This is a genomic window from Halobaculum sp. MBLA0143 (genome assembly GCF_041361465.1).
GTDB lineage: Archaea > Halobacteriota > Halobacteria > Halobacteriales > Haloferacaceae > JAHENP01.
The window spans coordinates 899,079-914,831 of the sequence record NZ_JBGKAC010000001.1 but is presented as its reverse complement, the minus strand read 5'-3'; the positions used below and the strand labels follow the sequence as shown (position 1 = coordinate 914,831).

Genomic DNA, 15,753 nt, shown 5'->3' with positions numbered 1-15,753 from the left:
CCTTATTCCGCCTATTGTGAACATATACAAGCCACTGTACAACGGCGGTGATGAGTGTACGAAGAAGCGAGCGTACATCCGTCTGTACCCCAACACGTCCTACGAGGACACCTACTACGTGAGGAAGGGCGACGACATCCCGTCGGCGATTGACGGAGCATTCTCCACGCTCCTCTCCGCCGACGCCGTGTCCTACTACGATGTACAGCGCGCGCAGTCGTCGGCTATCTCGTACCCAGACATCAGCTTCAGCGGTACGGACGACCTAAGGAGCAAGTTCCGGTCGTACCTGGAGACTGGCTCCGAGAACGGGACGGGGCAGAACCTCAAGGATATGAACGGAATTCATATGCTGGTCCACAGTGAGGGCTGCTAACACAGCCGGTGGTGAACTCGCAGACACCTGTAATAACCCCTCCGCGTTCAAGCGCGGCGTCATGGCCTTCACAGGAGCCGCCTGTGGTGGCTTCGACGGACTCCAGCGCAACTCCGCAATTCAAGAGGTGCTCCACGGCTTCATCCGGTTCTCGCAGATCGAAGAGAGTGCGCTCGTTGGCGGAGGGGGGAGCAACTACGACGAGCATCGACTCGGTGAGGTGCGGGATCGGGAGGTGACGCCGATGCTCACGTACCACGCCAACGAGAGTGATCAGTACAACGAGGGGACGTGCGACGGCGACGGGACGCAGTTCGAGGGGTACGACCAACGGCTGACCGACTGCACCATCGAGGCGGTGAGACAGGTTGCGAACAACCAGTGCAACGGTCAGCAGAGCAAGCCAGACGACTGTTCTAAAGACGACAACAACAACTGATGACACGAGACACGCCAGCACGACGAGACGTACTGACTACAATCGGCGCGACGGGCGTCACCGCGCTCGTCGGCCCCGCGGCGGCGGCCTCCGGAGACTCCGTCCGGGTCGTCGAGGTGTACCGGACGTACGACCTCCCGGAGTCGAGTCGGTACCAGAAGTACCACTGGGACGAGCTGCCGCCGTACACCGTCGACGAAGACCGGGGGACCGTGCGCCCGGTCGGACAGGAGTCGCTGCCGACGGGGGACAGTCCGGGCGTGAACGGTCCCGACGGGAGTCCCGGTGTCGCACAGGCGTCCGAGCGGGCCTTCGGGGGCGAGGAGACGACCTCGCTCGTCACGCGGACCGCACCGCGCGGGCGGACTACCGAGACGGTCGCGCTGGCCCGTCCCTTCTCACCGCCGGAGTTCGGCGTGGAGGTGGGTCCCGAGGGGACCACCGTCGACCACCCGAACGGCCGCGCGACGGCGGCCCGTGGCGAGGGCGCGTCGTTCGGCGCCGACGTGGGGACTGTGAGCGTCGAGACGAGCCGCACCCTCGACGAGACGGTCGACAACCCCGATATTCCGCCGGGCCAGCGAGCACTGAAGACGGTCGGCGGTACGGTCGAGGTGGACGCCGAGTTGTCGGTTCGCGTCCGAGACTTCGGCGACCTGACGGTCCTCCCGAGCCGTCGCCCGGATTAGAACTCCAACCCGAGCCTGTTCAGCCCGACGATCACGAGGTAGCCGACGAGTCCGAGCACGAAGATCAGTCCGGGCAGTGCGAACGGTCCGAACACCCGGACGAGTGCGTCGACCGGCGGAATTCCCATGTCGGGACGGTACACGACGGGCGCCGTTAAGCCCACGGAACCGTCGGTCAGTCGTAGCGGGCCCGCTCGCGGGCGGCGCGGTCGCCGCCGAAGCGGTCGACGAGCGCCGTGACGGTCTCCCCGAGCGTCCGCATACACTCTCCCGTGGAGACGAAGCCGAGTTCCTCCGTGACATCGTCCCAGGCGTGGCCCTGGAGCACCTTCCGGACGAGCAGTCGCTCGCGGCGGGCGTCGATGTCGTCGGCGGGAGTGTCGCCCGGCGCGTCCGTGTCGAGGAACCACGCGACGGCGAGCCGGCGGAACGGGTCCGGCGCGACGCCGTAGCCGGTCGGGCCGGTGCCGGCGCCGACGACGACCCGCCACTCGTAGTCGGTCAACTCTAGTAGTGGTTCGGGGTCGGCGCCACACGCGCGGAGGGTCGCGCGGACGACATCCGGCGAGAGGTCCGAGAGTCCGTCCGAGAGCACGCCGGCGACCCGGTCGCGGAACCCCTGGCCGTGGCGGGCCGCGAACGCTCGGCCGGCGTCCGTCACCGGGCGGACGACGACGGCGGAGTGTTCCCCGCTCGTGTCGTTGCGGGTCGTCGAGAGGTGGACGGTCCGGTAGCCGTTCTGACGCCAGAAGTCGACGACGCCCGGCGAGGCGCCGAAGCCGGACGAGAAGTAGTCGGCGGGCGCGAACCCCGGGCGGTCGGCGCCGTCTGCGAGGTCGGTCTCGACGGCCGACAACAGCCGCGAGCCGAAGCCAGACCGCCGGAGGACGCCGTGTGTGGCGACCCGGACGACCCGGTAGCCGACCGGCCGTGCGGCGTCGGGGTCCCGCAGCTGTCCCCCCAGGAGATCCGGAACCATGTTGCCGTGGATCCGACCGCCGTCGAACAGCTCGCGGCGGCGACGCTCCGAGAGCCCACCCTCGCGGGCGACGAGCGCGACGGCGGCGACGTGGCCGGAGACGAGCAGGGCGTGGACGGAGAGGTTCGGCGCGTCCAGGAGTCGGGCGAGATCCGTCGGCTCCGTCCGGTAGTGGGCGACGACGAGCAGTCCGAACACCTCCCGGAGGAGGTGGTCGTCCGTGCGGAGTCGGTCGGTCGACAGTCTGCGGTACGTCGCGTCCGCGAGACTCGCGTCCGCGAGGAGTTGGTCGACGGCCGGCCGAGCGTCGAGCGCGAGGGCTCGGAACGACCACGACTCCAGTGGGTCGCCCGGAGCGTGTCGGATCGGCTCCGTCGGCCGCGTCTCCGTGACCGTGTGGCGGGCGTCCGCGAGTCGGTCGCGGAACCGGACGGAGAAGCCACGCCCGGCGCCCTCGTAGCCGTGGACGGTCGTGACGAACGCCGCGCGGTCGGCCGCCAGCGTCGCGGACAGCGTCGCCACCGGGAGCCCGGCCGCCTCGTCGACGAAGACGGCGTCGGCGTCGTCGGCTCGGTCGGCCACCTCCGTCGGCGGGACGTACGCCACGCGGCCGCCGGCGGCCGTGACGAGTGGCTCCGTACCCGACCGTGCGCCGAGCGTCCCAGTCAGTTCGGTCGCCCGCTGTAACAGGGTGGCGGCGTTGGAACGCGTGGGTGCCGTGACGACGACCTCGCTGCCGGCGGCCGCGAGGGCGCCGGCGGCGAGCCCGGCGACGGTGGACTTCCCGCGGCCGCGGTCCGCCTCCACGACGACTGCCGTCTCGGGCTCGCGGAGCCGCTCTAACGCACGCAGACTCCGCCCCTGGTCGGCCGTGCGACACGCCTCGTAGGCCGCGAGCGGGAACCCTGGGTCCGCCGGGAGCGTCCCGTCGCTTCGGGGTGGGGGCCGTTCCCGACCGGTGAGTCCGTCACGGCGGAGACGGCCCTCGTCGGCGTCGTAGACCGCGACACCCGGGTGGTCGAACGTCTCCAGGACCCGTTCGCGGAAGGCGTTCGTCGGGTCCGCGGCGTCGAACGGCGGGACCGCCAGCGACGCCCGGAAGTCGTCCGTCCGGTCGGTCCAGTCGGTCGGCAGCAGGAGGACGTACAGGCCGCCGCCGGCGACGGCACCGACGGTTCGGCCGACGGCGTCCGGCGAGAACTCGTCGACCCCGTCGTAGACGACCGTCTCGTGTGTCGTCCCCATCAGCCGGCCGGCGTGTGGAGCCGGCTGTCGCTCGTACGTCTCGACGGACTCTGCGAGGATGTCGTGAGAGTCGTCGCCAGACACCACGGCCAGATCCGTCGCGGTGTCGGCGACCGCCCGACAGGTCTCGTGGCTCTCGCCGACGACGGCGAGGAGCCGACGACCGTCGGTTGCCCGTGCCTCGCGGCGCAGGGCGGCGACGGCCGCAGCGATCTCTGTCACACCGTCGCTACCGCGGCGCCGGTGTTGGCTCTTTCCCTCCCGCCGACTGCACGACGCCCCTCGCCCGTCGGCGGCCGGGATGGCCGTCCGGTATCAGTGGAGGATGTTCTGTGCGACGACGGCCAGTTGGTCGCCGTCCGCCTCCTGGAGCCGCTCGTCGGTGAGCTTCAGCCGTTGGCGCGGCCGACCGACATCCGTCGGCGACTTCTCCGTCTCGACGATCCCCATCTCCTCGAGGTCGTTCTTGCGGCGAGAGAACGTCGCCTTGCTGGCGAGCCCGACGTTCTCCCCCCACTTCGAGATGTCGTACAGCAGCAGCTCGTTCTTGGCGGCGACGAGCAACGAGACGATCACCTCGTCCAGCTCACGGGAGCTACGGCCACCCTCGATGGAGGTGACGACCGTCTCGAAGTCCTCCTGGGGAGTCTTTCCGAACTCCGCAGACATCGTCTCTCGAACGGAGTTGCGCCCGGGGGTCCGGAGATCGAAGGTCGCTGCGTCGTCCCACTGGTCACACAGCGTGTCGTACGTGTCGGTGACGAACGGCTCGTCGGTGTCGGCGATCGCGGCGACGTTGTCACCCACCTCGATCGGTGAGTACAGCACGTCGCCGTCGGTGAACGCCGTGCTGTTGGTCACGTCGTACGATCGCAGCTCGGCGTGGCCGGCGTCCACCATGTCGGCCAGCTTCGAGCCGAGCGTGAAGTCCTTCCGTGCGGTCCGGAGGGTGTCTTCGTCTGCGAGCACGCGAAGCGTCGGCAGGTCGCCGTCGAACGACCGGCCGGCCTCCGCGATGGCCCGCAGCATATCTACCCACGGGTCGACGACGAACGTCTCGCCGTCGCACCGCTCGAACACTGCCTCCAGTGCCCCTTTCGCCGTGTCGGTGCGTAAGTTCTCTGCCTTCACCATACGACAAGGTATGTCGCTCGTACAAGTTAATACCACCGGCTGTAAGAGGACTGTACCAGGCAGAAACTGTAATGAAACAACCACGAACGCCCCGATATCGGCGTTCGAGCCGTCGACGAACGAACACGTTCGTACAGGAGACTCCGTAAGACGCCGTCGATCGACGACTCCGTTCACTGTTGTCGGTCGCGCCCGCGTGCGGCACGAGACCACGTGTCACGGGCCGTGTACACACAGGATAGGGTGCTACGCGAGTGTCGGCGGGACGGAACTGACGGCCTCGGGTGGCTCCGATCTCCCCGCGTCGAGACTCTCGCCGAGGCCGCGCGCGAGATTGTTGCGCGTTCTATACGCAGAAATCTGACCAATTTCCACTACTTCCGTTAGTATTAAATCCGGAATCGAGCGGCTCTCTCCCGCCTCTACCGCCGGAATTCTGGTGTCTCACAGGTTGTGTTAGAATTCGTAAATCAGATGCTCTTGTATTACAAGTTGATGATTAAGTGGTAATCGTTTATCCTAAATGGCGACGTTCGTTTCGATTTCACATGGCGCAAGAAGGCGTGACCCGACGGCTCGCATCGAACGCAGTGACCCAGATCCTGACGACGAACCCGCGGCTCCTCGCGGCGATCATCGTGCTCGCGGTCCTCGTCACCTTCGCAGGCGTCTCCACCGTCGCGGGGGAGCTGGTCGTCGGGGTAGAGAGTGCTCCGGAGATGGCGGCAAGTTCGTACAGCGACGGCCCGAGAGAACCGTGATTGCAGCGACCTCCCCGGTGTCAGAGTAGCTCTCGTAGTTCGTCTGACCAGTAGAGCTGTCCGTCGAACAGTACTGGGTTCTCGATCACTTCGGTTGCCGCCGATAGATCCTCTTTGGCGAAGCGGTACGTGCGTCGCTGTGCGTTCAGGTGGAAGTCCAGGTCGAACCCTTCGAATCTCTCTTGTCCTTCACCGCCTTTCTCTCTTGGAGTCATCTGTGTGACTTCGAGAACACACTCGTCGTCGTGCTCGGAGAGGCGGTGGCCCGGTGGAATGATTGCATCAGACTGCGTCAGGACGTGTGTCCCGTCCCCGACCACCGCGTAGTCCTTGGGTGTCATCACCTGTTGTCGTGCCTTATCGAGCGCTCGCTCCATCGAGTAACCCGACACCATCAGCCGGGCGAACGTCGTCCCAACCTTTGCGGCCTGGCTGTCCGTCACCGCCTCGAAGGTGACACCGCCGGCGACACTCCCTTTCCGGACGAGCCCGACGCCCTCGTGGTAGGAGCCACAGGCGTTGAGGAAGAACGTCTGTGTGTTCGACTCAGACACCGACGAGATGGAGAGGAAGCCGTCGGCACACTCCAGCCCGTCCTCGTCGCTGTGACCGATGAAGTGGACCAGGTCGTTGCGGGACTCGAACACTCGGGCGAGCTCGGCGCTCGTGATGTTCTCTCGCACCTCGATGTCGATGTTGAGTGCGTCCGCCTGTTGTTCGTACCGCTCAACTGCAGCGTCGTGTTCCTCCCGCATGTCGGCGTTGTTGAGGACCGCGACTACCGAGATTGGACTGTCGTCGAGGTACTTCTGGCGGTTCTCGTACGCCTCCGGAAACGTTTTGAACACGTCGATTGGCACGTCGTCGCCCAGCCAGCCGTGGTAGCGGCTCGGCCCCAACACAGGTTTCACCAGGTCGACGTTCGAGATCTCCCGCTGGAGACGTGTGAACGTCTCGTCCGTCGGCTCACGAGGGTCGGCCGTCTGGTCGCCGTGTTGGTAGCTGTCGTCCATCGACAGCGAGATCCACTCCGCCTTGTCCAACTCCTCCGACTCCGGGAGGAAGAAGAACGGCAGCCCCTCTAGGAAGTAAGGGAGACACTCAACGTTCTCGAGACTCGGTTCGACGTACATCGAGAGATTCCACTCGGGGAACTCCTCGGTAACAGAGTCGAACGGGGCGTTCAGGTACGCCTGGACTCGATCCGCAATCGGTGCCTCGTACAGCCAGTCCGCGTCCAACCCGAGTTCCGGGAGGTAGTGAGAGAGAGACACGCGCTCTGCGTGTGGCCCGGCCTCGCGGGCGAGACAGTCGAGGTAGAACGTTCGTCGGAGCGTCGAGGCAACCTCGTACTGGAACTCCGGGAGGGGACCGAGCCGGTGGGGTTCACCACCTACCCGGAGTGTCGGAGTACAGTCCTGCTCCAGCCGCACGTCTGCGCCCAGATAGGAGACCAGCGACGCACTCGCGACGAGGTAGCGCAGTTCCGGAGGGACGACGAGCTCTACGCCCGTGTCGAGCGGTTCGAGCCCGTCTGGCCGATCGAACGCCTCGCCGAGCCTGATCCCTACTGGGTCTTTCCTGGCAGCCGGCCAGGTCCGGTCTGGGGTCGTACAGTCGGTCGCGGCAGCGAGCAACGGGAGCGCTCTCGCCACGTCTTCGACGCTGGATCCAACCGTGATCTGGTCGCCTGGTCGCCCTGTATCGCTGTTGAAACGGATAGTTAGCGGCGTCGGGTCCGACAGCGACAGGGTGATCTGGCCACGCGCGTGTCGGTTGATCTCTCCCGAGCCGTCGAACCGGACGTACACTCGTGGCTCAGAGTCGATCCGGAGCACGTAGCTCCCTGGCTCGAACAGAACCCGATCCTGGTGGGTACTGACACGGAATCGTTCGTCCGTGTCCAGCCGGACAACGTTGACTGCAGTCTGGGGAAATTCGAGTCCGCCTGTCGTCCCGCTGACGGAGATGTCTGGGTCCACCTCGGAGTTGTCCCCGCCGACGGAGATAGCGTCCGTGACCGTGGGGGCGTCGGCGCCACCGTCCCACCCGTCCGTGCCGATTCGTACAGTGTTCTTCGCAGCGTCGATCACCCGGAACGCGTCACTCTCCCGTTGCAGTTCCATCGCCGTACGGTACAGACGACAACGCGGGGATAATTCAGTTTCGTTTCGTGTTGTTACTACCTGGCGTTTATTTTGCCTCTAAGAAGTGAGTCCGGACCGAGGGGTGAACGGGTCCACACTGTGTGTCGACGGTTGACACCCGTGGGTCGCAACGAACACGCTTTTAACCTGCTCCGGACAACCCGTGTAGTACGACCCGCTCGGGGTCGTGACCCTCTCCGTCGGTAGGGACACCGGAAGCGGCGGGGAAGTCGAGCCACCGGGCGGGACACCAACAACAATGTCAGTCTACGTCGACTACGACACGCCGGCAGATCTCGCGGACCGGAGTCTCGACGCGCTCGAGGTCGCCCGCGACACTGGTACAGTAAAGAAAGGAACGAACGAGACGACCAAGGCGGTCGAGCGAGGCAACGCGGACCTCGTGTTCGTCGCCGAGGACGTGGAGCCGGAGGAGATCGTCATGCACCTCCCGGAGCTGTGCGAGGAGAAGGGGATCCCGTACGTATTCATCGGTACACAGGACGACGTCGGTCACGCCGCCGGGCTGGAGGTCGGCTCCGCGGCCGCCGCAGTCGTCCACGCCGGTGAGGCGTCCGACGACGTGGAGGACATTGGCAACAAGGTCGAGGAACTCCAGTAACCAACGATGTCCGCCGAAGACGGAGGAGACGACGGCTCGCAGTCTGCCGAGGTCATCGAGATCGTCGGGAAGACCGGGATGCACGGTGAGGCCATGCAGGTCAAGTGCCGCATTCAGGAGGGCGGTAACCAGGGTCGGATCATCACGCGAAACGTCCTGGGGCCCGTCAAGGAGGGCGATGTCCTCCAACTGCGGGAGACCCAGCGCGACGCGGACTCGATCGGGGGTCAGTGACGATGCCACAGGAACGAACCTGCGACTACTGCGACAGCGACATCGAGCCCGGCACCGGGACGATGTTCGTGGAGACGGACGGAGCGATCACGCACTACTGTTCGGCCAAGTGCGAGAAGAACGCGGATCTCGGCCGCGAGGCGCGGGATCTGGAGTGGACCGGCGAGGAGGAGTGACACCGTGTCCGACACACAGCGCACGTTCGTGATGGTGAAGCCGGACGGCGTCCAGCGCGGCCTGATCGGCGAGATCGTCGGTCGGCTGGAAGAACGAGGGCTGAAGCTCGTCGCCGCGAAGTTCACCCAACTCGACCGCGAACTGGCCGAGGAACACTACGGCGAACACGAGGGCAAGCCGTTCTTCGACGACCTCGTCGACTTCATCACCTCCGGACCGGTGATGGCGATGGTCTGGGAGGGACAAGACGCCGTGCGACAGGTCCGGAAGATGATGGGCGAGACGGACCCGGCGGAGTCGGACCCGGGCACCATCCGTGGCGACTTCGGGCTCGACTTGGGTCGCAACGTGATCCACGGCTCCGACCACGAGGACGAGGGCTCGTGGGAGCGCGAGATCGACCTGTTCTTCGACGAGTCGGAGCTGGTCGACTACGAGCGGGCCGACGAGACCTGGCTGTACGAGTAGCGACCGTCTCGTCTCATTCTCTCGCCGTCCGCAGACCGCCACCGACTGGTCCGACGGTCGCGGGCTCACGTTCGACACCGTGCCCGTCGGGGAACGCACCATTTATACGTCGACCGGCTGAATCTCTGGCTACGACTATGCCGAACTCCAACGGTCCACTCTCGAAGACGAAGGGGAAGCTGAAGAACGACCCACGCGACGCGGGCACCTCTCCGCCCCAGCGTGCGATCGCGGAGTTCGAGGAGGGTGAGACGGTCCACCTCGCCTTGGACCCGTCCGTCGAGGACGGCCAGTTCCACGCACGGTTCAACGGCCAGACCGGCACCGTCGCCGGGATGCAGGGAGCCGCCTACAAGGTGGAGATCACGGACGACTCCGTCGAGAAGACGATCATCGTCAAGCCCGCCCACCTGAAGCCCACCGGGGAGTGACGGACGAATGACGATCTTCAAGAACACGCTCGACGAGGAGTACCTGACGACCTCGGAGGCGAAGGAGATCTTGGAGGCCGTCGAGGCGGAGCGAGCGGCCGACGACGACCGGGAACTCCGGTACGAGCTCGCGCGGGCCGTCGAGCACGTCAACCGGTTCGCCCTGTTGGACGGGGGGGAGTCCCGGGAGCTCGTCGACGAACTGCGGGAGCTAGAGAAGGTAGACGGCTCGACGGCGATCAAGATTGCCGACGTGTTGCCGGCGGACCGGACGGAGCTGCGGTCCGTGTTCGCCAACGAACGGTACGCGATGGACGGCGACGAGCTCGACGAAGTGTTGAACGTCGTCGCGAAGTACGCCTGACGGCGCGCTCGGGACTCTCTCTGTGCCGGGTCGACTCACGCCGAATCGACTCCGGAACGGTAATGACCGCGAGCGACGAACGGCTGCGCGTGACGACGTGGGTCGAGAACTCGGAGGGCGGGCGGGCACGCGGCGTCCGCGGGCTGGCGCGCGCCTGGTTCGAGGTGGTCGTCCACCCCCGACGGTTCTTCAGGAACGGAATCGCGCCCGGCGACCAAGCGCCGGGGCTCGTGTTCGCCGTCGTAGTGGCGCTGACGTTCGCCGGCACGCGAATCGCGGCGGAGCCGGGGCTCGTGCCGGGCGTGTTCGGTGGTCGTGCTGGCTCTGTGGTCGTGGCGTTGGCCGCGGTTGGACTGCTGGTCGCGCCGGCGACACTCCACCTCGCGGCCGCGCTCCAGACGGTGTTCCTGGTCACGGCGGCCGTTCGGCTGCGGGCGACGGCGGCGGCGTTGGTCCGCGGCGACGGCTGGCTCCGGACGGCCGACCGCGGCGGCGTGAGCGAGACCGTCCAGGTGATCGCGTACGCCGCGGCACCGTGTGTGGCCGCCGGGGTCCCCGTGTTGGAGGTGCAGGTACTCGTGGCGGGGTACGGGGCGTACCTCCTCGTCGTCGGGCTGCGGGAGATCCACGGGCTGTCGGTCTCCCGAACGCTCGCGGCCGCGGCCGTCCCCGGGACGCTCGTGTTCGGCTACGGGTTCGGCGGGGTCGCCGCGACACTGTCGTTGTTGGGACAGTGGTACGTGATCTGAGTCGGTGACGGCGCGACGGTAGGCGGCGGCGACCCGGAGAGCGACCACGAGGCGGGCGGAGTCGGCCGGAGACGGCCGCGCTCGGAGCGGTTTCGACAACAGTTTTAGGCGGGGGATACACCAATCGAACGAATGGGTACGTGCATCATCTGTGGGATGTCCACCGACGGTCGGATCTGTGGTTCCCACGATCAAGACGTCGTCTTCGAGTTCAAGGGAACGGACCCCTCGTTGCTCCGTGCCGGTCGCTTCTACCGCGGTACGGTCGACGGCTACGCCGACTTCGGCGTGTTCGTCGACCTCTCGTCGGACGTGACCGGACTGCTCCACCGATCGGAGTTGGACCGACGGCTGGAGTCGCTCGACTGGGAGCCGGGTGACACCGTCTACGTGCAGGTCAAGAACGTCCGCGACAACGGGAACGTGGACCTGTCGTGGTCGATTCGGCAGGCGGAACGGGAGTTCCGCGGTTCGCTCGTCCAGGACGGCGACCGGGAACGCGAGCCGACCGCGATCGACGAGACCGGCGACGACGAGGCCGACGACGACGAGGCAGAGGCGGAGGAACGACACGAACAGACGGAGGCCGACGAGGCGACGGCCGACGAGGCCGACGACGACGAGGCCGACGACGACGAGGCAGAGGCGGAGGAACGACACGAACAGACGGAGACCGACGAGCCGACGGCCGACGAGACCGGCGGCGAAGTCGACACCGAGGCGGGCGAGAGCCCGGACGGCCAGGTCGGCGGCGAGCCGTCGCCGGCGGAGGCGGACCGAGAGACGGCCGACGACACGAGCTTCGAGTTCGGATCCCCGGCCGGCGGCGAGAACGGCGAGACGGTCGAGGAGACCGATGCGTCTGACGACGACGCCGAGTCCGTCGACGACACCGAGTCCGTCGACGACGACGAAGTCGAGACAGAGACGACCGACGAGACCGACGAGACCGACGAGACCGACGAGACCGACCGCGTGACGGTCGAGAGTCTCACGGACCGCGTCGGCGAGACGGTGCGACTGGAGGGTGAGATCACGGACGCCCGCCAGACGAGCGGGCCGACGGTGTTCGAGCTCCGCGACGAGACGGGGACGGTCGACTGTGCGGCGTTCGTCGAGGCGGGCGTGCGGGCGTACCCCGGCATCGACGTCGGCGAGACCGTCCGGCTGGACGGGGAAGTCGAGCGCCGTCAAGAGGAGATCCAGGTGGAGACGGAGGCGCTGGCGGCGTTGGAAGACGAGGACGCCGACGCCGTCCGCGAACGGCTCGCGGACGCGATGCGAGCGAAGAGCCGACCCGACGAGGTGCGGGCGTTGGCCGCTCACCCCGCTCTCGACGCCGTGACCGAGGGGCTGCTGGACGCCGCGGAGGCGATCCACCGCGCAGTCCTGTCGGACCGGCCGGTGGTCGTCCGGCACGCGGCGACGACGGACGGCTACGTCGCCGGCGCGGCTATCGAGCGTGCGACGCTGCCCCTGGTGCGGGCGGAACACCCGGAGTCGGACGCGGAGTACCACTACTTCGACCGGCGGCCCCTCGACGGCTCCGTGTACGACATGGACGCGGCGACGAACGACACCACGCGGATGCTGTCCGACCGGGAGCGTCACGGCGAGAAGCTGCCGTTGGTGGTCCTGCTGGGCACCGGCTCCACGGAGGAGTCGGCAGACGGCCTGGGGCTGTTGGGCGTGTACGGCGCCGAGCGGGTCGTCGTCGACCCGCGGGCCGGCGACGCCGAGGTGGCCGACTCCGTCGAGACGATGGTGAACCCGCCGGCGACGCCGGAGGCGCCGCAGCTGACGACCGGCGCGCTGGCGGCGACGCTGTCGGCGACGGTGAACCCGGACGTGGAGTCGGAGCTGAGCCACCTCCCGGCGATCACCTACTGGGAGGAGCCGCCGACGGCGTTCGCCGACCTGGCGAGCGAGGCCGGCTACGACACGGACCACGTCGCGGACCTCCGGGCGGCGATGGCGTTGGAGGCGTTCTACCAGCGCTACGAGGACAAGCGCGAGCTCGTCGCAGACCTGTTGTTCGGGGACGACGGCGACCTCGCCGGCCACGTTGCAGACCAGTTCCGCGAGCGGCTGGACCGCGAGCTGGAGACCGCCAACGCCAACATCGAGACCCGGGACGGCGGCGACCGGACGCTCCGTGTGTTGGACGCACACGCGTTCGCACACCAGTACGACTTCCCGCCGACGGAGCTGTTGGCCGACGAACTCCGGCGGCGCCACGACGACCCGGTCGTCGTGTTGGGTGACGACGACCTGTACGTCCGGGCGAACGGCGACGTGGACGTGCGCGCCGTCGCCGCGACGGCCGCAGACCAGGTGCCCGACGGCGGCGTGACGGCCGCGGGCGTCCGCGAGGGTCGTATCGAGTACCTCCGCGGCCGGCGGGAGGCCGTGCGAGACGCGGTGTTGTCGGCGGTCGCCGAGACGGCCGACTGACGCCTCAGAACAGTTCTTCTCGCCGTCGCGCGACGGGCCACCCGACGAGACGACGGGCCCCTCGGCGACGGCTACACCGTGTAGCGGTCGAACTTCGAGCCGGCGTACGCGAGCGCCCCCCACGCGAGCGCCGCGAGGACGAGCCCGGAGCCGGCGACGCCGGCGGCGGAGACGGCCAGCCCAGACACGCCGGCGACGCCGGCGACCACCTCGGCCGCCCAGGGGACGGCGAGTGCGGCTGCCGGCCCGGCGACGAGCAGGAGGGTGATCGAGTAGGCGGCGAACGCGAACAGACTCGGCACGACCGCCTCGCGGCTCCGGACGACTTCTGTCGTCTCGTAGTTGGGGAAGACGACGCCGACGCCGGTCGCCAGCGCGGCCGCCCCGACCCCGACTCCGGCGCCGACGGCGGCGACGAGCGCGACCCGCGGCGGGGCGTAGCCGGCGGCCGCGCCGAGACCGGCGGCGGCGACGCAGGCGACACCGCCGCCGGAGACGGCCCCCGGGAGCGCGACGCCGCGGACGAACGCCCGGCCGGAGACGCCGCTCGTGACCGCGACCGGGAGCGTCGCCCCCTGGTCGCCCAACGGGTTGAGGGCGAAGCCGGCGCCGCCGGCCCACGCCGCGAACACCGCGACGGTCGGCGGGAGTGATCCGGGGACGACGCCCGTCTCGACGGCCCGCGTCACTCCAGGCGCGAGGAGGAACACGGGGTACGCGAGGTACAGCAGCTTCACCGGGGCCCGTCGGGCGCGTGTCGTGGCGACGCGCGCCACCCACGCCGTCTCCGGGCGGGCGAAGCGGCCGTACACCCCGGGGTCGAGCGTCGTCTCGCCGTCGCCGTACTCCGCGGCGGTCTCGACGCCGTCCGCGTACCACAGCAGCGTGGCCAGCCGGCCGGCGACGGCGAACGTCGGGACGGCGGCCGCAGCCAGCAGGGCGACGGCAGCCGGGCCGCGTCCCGGGCCGGCGGTGCCGAGCCCCCAGGCCACGAGGTCGCCCAGCCAGGTGAACGGCGGTCGAGTGACGGCCGTGACGACCGGGGCGATTGCGGACTCCACCTGCCCGGTGAGGAAGACGGCGGCGTATGCGACGAACGCCCCGATCCACAGCGGGACGCGGAGCCGGGCGACGAGCCGCGAGCGGACGGAGAGGTTACGGACGGCGAACCCCGCGGTCAGTCCGGTCGCGACCCCCAGGACCGCCGGGACGACCCCGGCGACCCAGACGGCGACGGCCGCCAGCGGACGGCCGCTGCCGGCCGCGAACCCCGCGCCGGCGACCACGACCGGGGCGACGACGTACGCCAGCCCGGCGCCGGCCTCGACGGCCGCGACCCCGACGAACAGCTCCCGGGCGGGGACCGTCGTGAGGTAGCCGTCGCGGTTGTCCGGGTCGGCCGCGTTCGACAACACCCGGAACGCCAACAGGACGGTCGCCAGCAGCCACAGTCCCGCAGGCGCGGCCCGGGCGACGAAGTCGACGGGAGCAGACGCGGGCGACTGGCCAGCGAGGAAGGACACGACCGCGAGCCCGACCAGCGCCAGTCCGACGAACACCGCGGAGATCAGCAGCGCGAACAGCTGTGTGGTCCGTCCCCGGAGCGCGCGCAGTCGACGGCGGCTCTCCGTGACGGCAATCAGCCACGCGACCCGGGGCCGGGGGAGACGGCTTCCGGCGCTCACGACGACTCCTCCCCGACCGGCGTTGCCTCGGCTACGTCCACCTCGCCGGTCACGTCCAAGAACACGTCCTCCAGGCTGCGCTGGTCGCCGGCGGCGGCCCGACGCTTGAGCTCCGCGGGCGCTCCCTGGGCGACCACGCGGCCGTTCGACAACACCCCGACCTCGTCCGCGAGTTCGTCGACCACCGGGAGAACGTGTGTGGACAGGAACACGGTCGTCTCACCGGTCGCCAGCTCGGCGATGGTGTCGCGGACGGTGCGAGAGGCGCGCGGGTCCAGCCCGCTCGTCGGCTCGTCTAAGAACAACACCGCCGGCTCGTGGAGCATCGCCTGGATTATTCCGGTCTTCTGTTTCATCCCCTTGGAGTAGTCGTCGATCCGGCGGTCGGCGTCGTCCGCGAGCCCGAACCGTTCCAGCAGCCGGTCGATCCGGTCGGCGGTCGACGCCGGCAGTCGACGGAGTCCGGCGGTGTACTCCAGCTGCTCGCGGGCGGTCAGCTCGTCGAACAACGGCGGCTGGTCCGGGAGGTAGCCGATCCGCTCGACGACGGCCTCCCGGTCGGACACCGGGTGGCCGGCGACGGTCGCGGTGCCGGAAGTGGGGGTCGTCAGTGTCGCCAGCATCCGCATCGTCGTCGTCTTGCCCGCGCCGTTCGGCCCGAGAAAGCCGTAGACGGTGCCGGAGTCGATCTCGAGATCGACGGACTCGACGGCGACCGTGTCGCCGTAGCGCTTCGACAGCCCGTCGGCGGTGATTGCGGGGGGCACACTCCTGGCGTCGGCGGCGCGACGACGTAAAA

At 68.4% G+C, this 15,753-nt stretch carries 18 protein-coding genes; 12 read left to right on the top strand and 6 right to left on the bottom strand.

What is annotated here, in order from left to right; all coding sequences use genetic code 11:
- Window positions 1-16 precede the first annotated feature (16 nt).
- The 3 genes from RYH79_RS04780 to RYH79_RS04770 all read left to right on the top strand — a co-directional run bounded on the left by RYH79_RS04780 (window position 17) and on the right by RYH79_RS04770 (window position 1,504).
- Complete coding sequence (locus RYH79_RS04780; RefSeq protein ID WP_370896755.1) at window positions 17-376, top strand: hypothetical protein; 360 nt, start codon at window positions 17-19, stop codon at window positions 374-376.
- A 61-nt stretch (window positions 377-437) separates the two neighbouring features.
- Window positions 438-815 (top strand): hypothetical protein, encoded by a 378-nt coding sequence (locus RYH79_RS04775; RefSeq protein WP_370896753.1) that lies wholly within the window; start codon window positions 438-440, stop codon window positions 813-815.
- Window positions 815-1,504 (top strand): hypothetical protein, encoded by a 690-nt coding sequence (locus tag RYH79_RS04770; RefSeq protein ID WP_370896751.1) that lies wholly within the window; start codon window positions 815-817, stop codon window positions 1,502-1,504. Before RYH79_RS04775 ends, RYH79_RS04770 begins: the two co-directional genes overlap by 1 nt.
- Here the strand turns inward: RYH79_RS04770 and RYH79_RS04765 are convergent.
- The 3 genes from RYH79_RS04765 to RYH79_RS04755 form a co-directional block, all read right to left on the bottom strand.
- Entirely contained in the window at window positions 1,501-1,632 is a 132-nt protein-coding gene (locus RYH79_RS04765; RefSeq protein ID WP_370896749.1) for a hypothetical protein, read from the bottom strand. The genes RYH79_RS04770 and RYH79_RS04765 overlap by 4 nt on opposite strands.
- 47 nt (window positions 1,633-1,679) lie before the next feature.
- Window positions 1,680-3,950, bottom strand: coding sequence for a tRNA(Met) cytidine acetyltransferase TmcA (tmcA, locus tag RYH79_RS04760; protein WP_370896747.1), 2,271 nt, complete (start codon window positions 3,948-3,950; stop codon window positions 1,680-1,682).
- A 93-nt stretch (window positions 3,951-4,043) separates the two neighbouring features.
- Entirely contained in the window at window positions 4,044-4,862 is an 819-nt protein-coding gene (locus RYH79_RS04755) for a transcriptional regulator TbsP domain-containing protein (RefSeq protein WP_370896745.1), read from the bottom strand.
- A 548-nt stretch (window positions 4,863-5,410) separates the two neighbouring features.
- Here RYH79_RS04755 and RYH79_RS04750 point away from each other — a divergent pair.
- Entirely contained in the window at window positions 5,411-5,623 is a 213-nt protein-coding gene (locus RYH79_RS04750) for a hypothetical protein (protein WP_370896743.1), read from the top strand.
- A 20-nt stretch (window positions 5,624-5,643) separates the two neighbouring features.
- Here the strand turns inward: RYH79_RS04750 and RYH79_RS04745 are convergent, their stop codons facing one another.
- On the bottom strand, window positions 5,644-7,749 hold the full coding sequence (locus RYH79_RS04745; protein ID WP_370896741.1) for a hypothetical protein: 2,106 nt from the start codon (window positions 7,747-7,749) through the stop codon (window positions 5,644-5,646).
- Between the two features lie 280 nt (window positions 7,750-8,029).
- On the opposite strand from RYH79_RS04745, the gene rpl7ae reads away from it, so the two are divergent.
- The 8 genes from rpl7ae to RYH79_RS04705 all read left to right on the top strand — a co-directional run bounded on the left by rpl7ae (window position 8,030) and on the right by RYH79_RS04705 (window position 13,269).
- The gene (rpl7ae, locus tag RYH79_RS04740; protein ID WP_370896739.1) at window positions 8,030-8,392 is read left to right on the top strand and encodes a 50S ribosomal protein L7Ae; all 363 of its coding nucleotides are present in this window, start codon (window positions 8,030-8,032) and stop codon (window positions 8,390-8,392) included.
- Window positions 8,393-8,398: 6 nt separating this feature from the next.
- The gene (locus tag RYH79_RS04735) at window positions 8,399-8,626 is read left to right on the top strand and encodes a 30S ribosomal protein S28e (protein WP_370896737.1); all 228 of its coding nucleotides are present in this window, start codon (window positions 8,399-8,401) and stop codon (window positions 8,624-8,626) included.
- A 2-nt stretch (window positions 8,627-8,628) separates the two neighbouring features.
- The gene (locus RYH79_RS04730; RefSeq protein ID WP_370896735.1) at window positions 8,629-8,802 is read left to right on the top strand and encodes a 50S ribosomal protein L24e; all 174 of its coding nucleotides are present in this window, start codon (window positions 8,629-8,631) and stop codon (window positions 8,800-8,802) included.
- A gap of 4 nt (window positions 8,803-8,806) precedes the next feature.
- Window positions 8,807-9,271 (top strand): nucleoside-diphosphate kinase, encoded by a 465-nt coding sequence (ndk, locus tag RYH79_RS04725; RefSeq protein ID WP_370896733.1) that lies wholly within the window; start codon window positions 8,807-8,809, stop codon window positions 9,269-9,271.
- Window positions 9,272-9,408: 137 nt separating this feature from the next.
- Window positions 9,409-9,702: a 50S ribosomal protein L21e gene (locus RYH79_RS04720; protein WP_370896731.1), complete on the top strand. Its 294-nt coding sequence runs from the start codon at window positions 9,409-9,411 to the stop codon at window positions 9,700-9,702.
- Window positions 9,703-9,709: 7 nt separating this feature from the next.
- On the top strand, window positions 9,710-10,066 hold the full coding sequence (locus RYH79_RS04715) for an RNA polymerase Rpb4 family protein (RefSeq protein WP_370896729.1): 357 nt from the start codon (window positions 9,710-9,712) through the stop codon (window positions 10,064-10,066).
- 89 nt (window positions 10,067-10,155) lie between these two features.
- The gene (locus RYH79_RS04710) at window positions 10,156-10,815 is read left to right on the top strand and encodes a YIP1 family protein (protein ID WP_370900771.1); all 660 of its coding nucleotides are present in this window, start codon (window positions 10,156-10,158) and stop codon (window positions 10,813-10,815) included.
- A gap of 132 nt (window positions 10,816-10,947) precedes the next feature.
- Window positions 10,948-13,269 (top strand): DHH family phosphoesterase, encoded by a 2,322-nt coding sequence (locus tag RYH79_RS04705; RefSeq protein ID WP_370896727.1) that lies wholly within the window; start codon window positions 10,948-10,950, stop codon window positions 13,267-13,269.
- 71 nt (window positions 13,270-13,340) lie between these two features.
- Here the strand turns inward: RYH79_RS04705 and RYH79_RS04700 are convergent, their stop codons facing one another.
- Entirely contained in the window at window positions 13,341-14,954 is a 1,614-nt protein-coding gene (locus RYH79_RS04700; RefSeq protein ID WP_370896725.1) for a hypothetical protein, read from the bottom strand.
- The gene (locus RYH79_RS04695; protein ID WP_370896723.1) at window positions 14,951-15,721 is read right to left on the bottom strand and encodes an ABC transporter ATP-binding protein; all 771 of its coding nucleotides are present in this window, start codon (window positions 15,719-15,721) and stop codon (window positions 14,951-14,953) included. Before RYH79_RS04695 ends, RYH79_RS04700 begins: the two co-directional genes overlap by 4 nt.
- Between the last annotated feature and the right edge of the window lie 32 nt (window positions 15,722-15,753).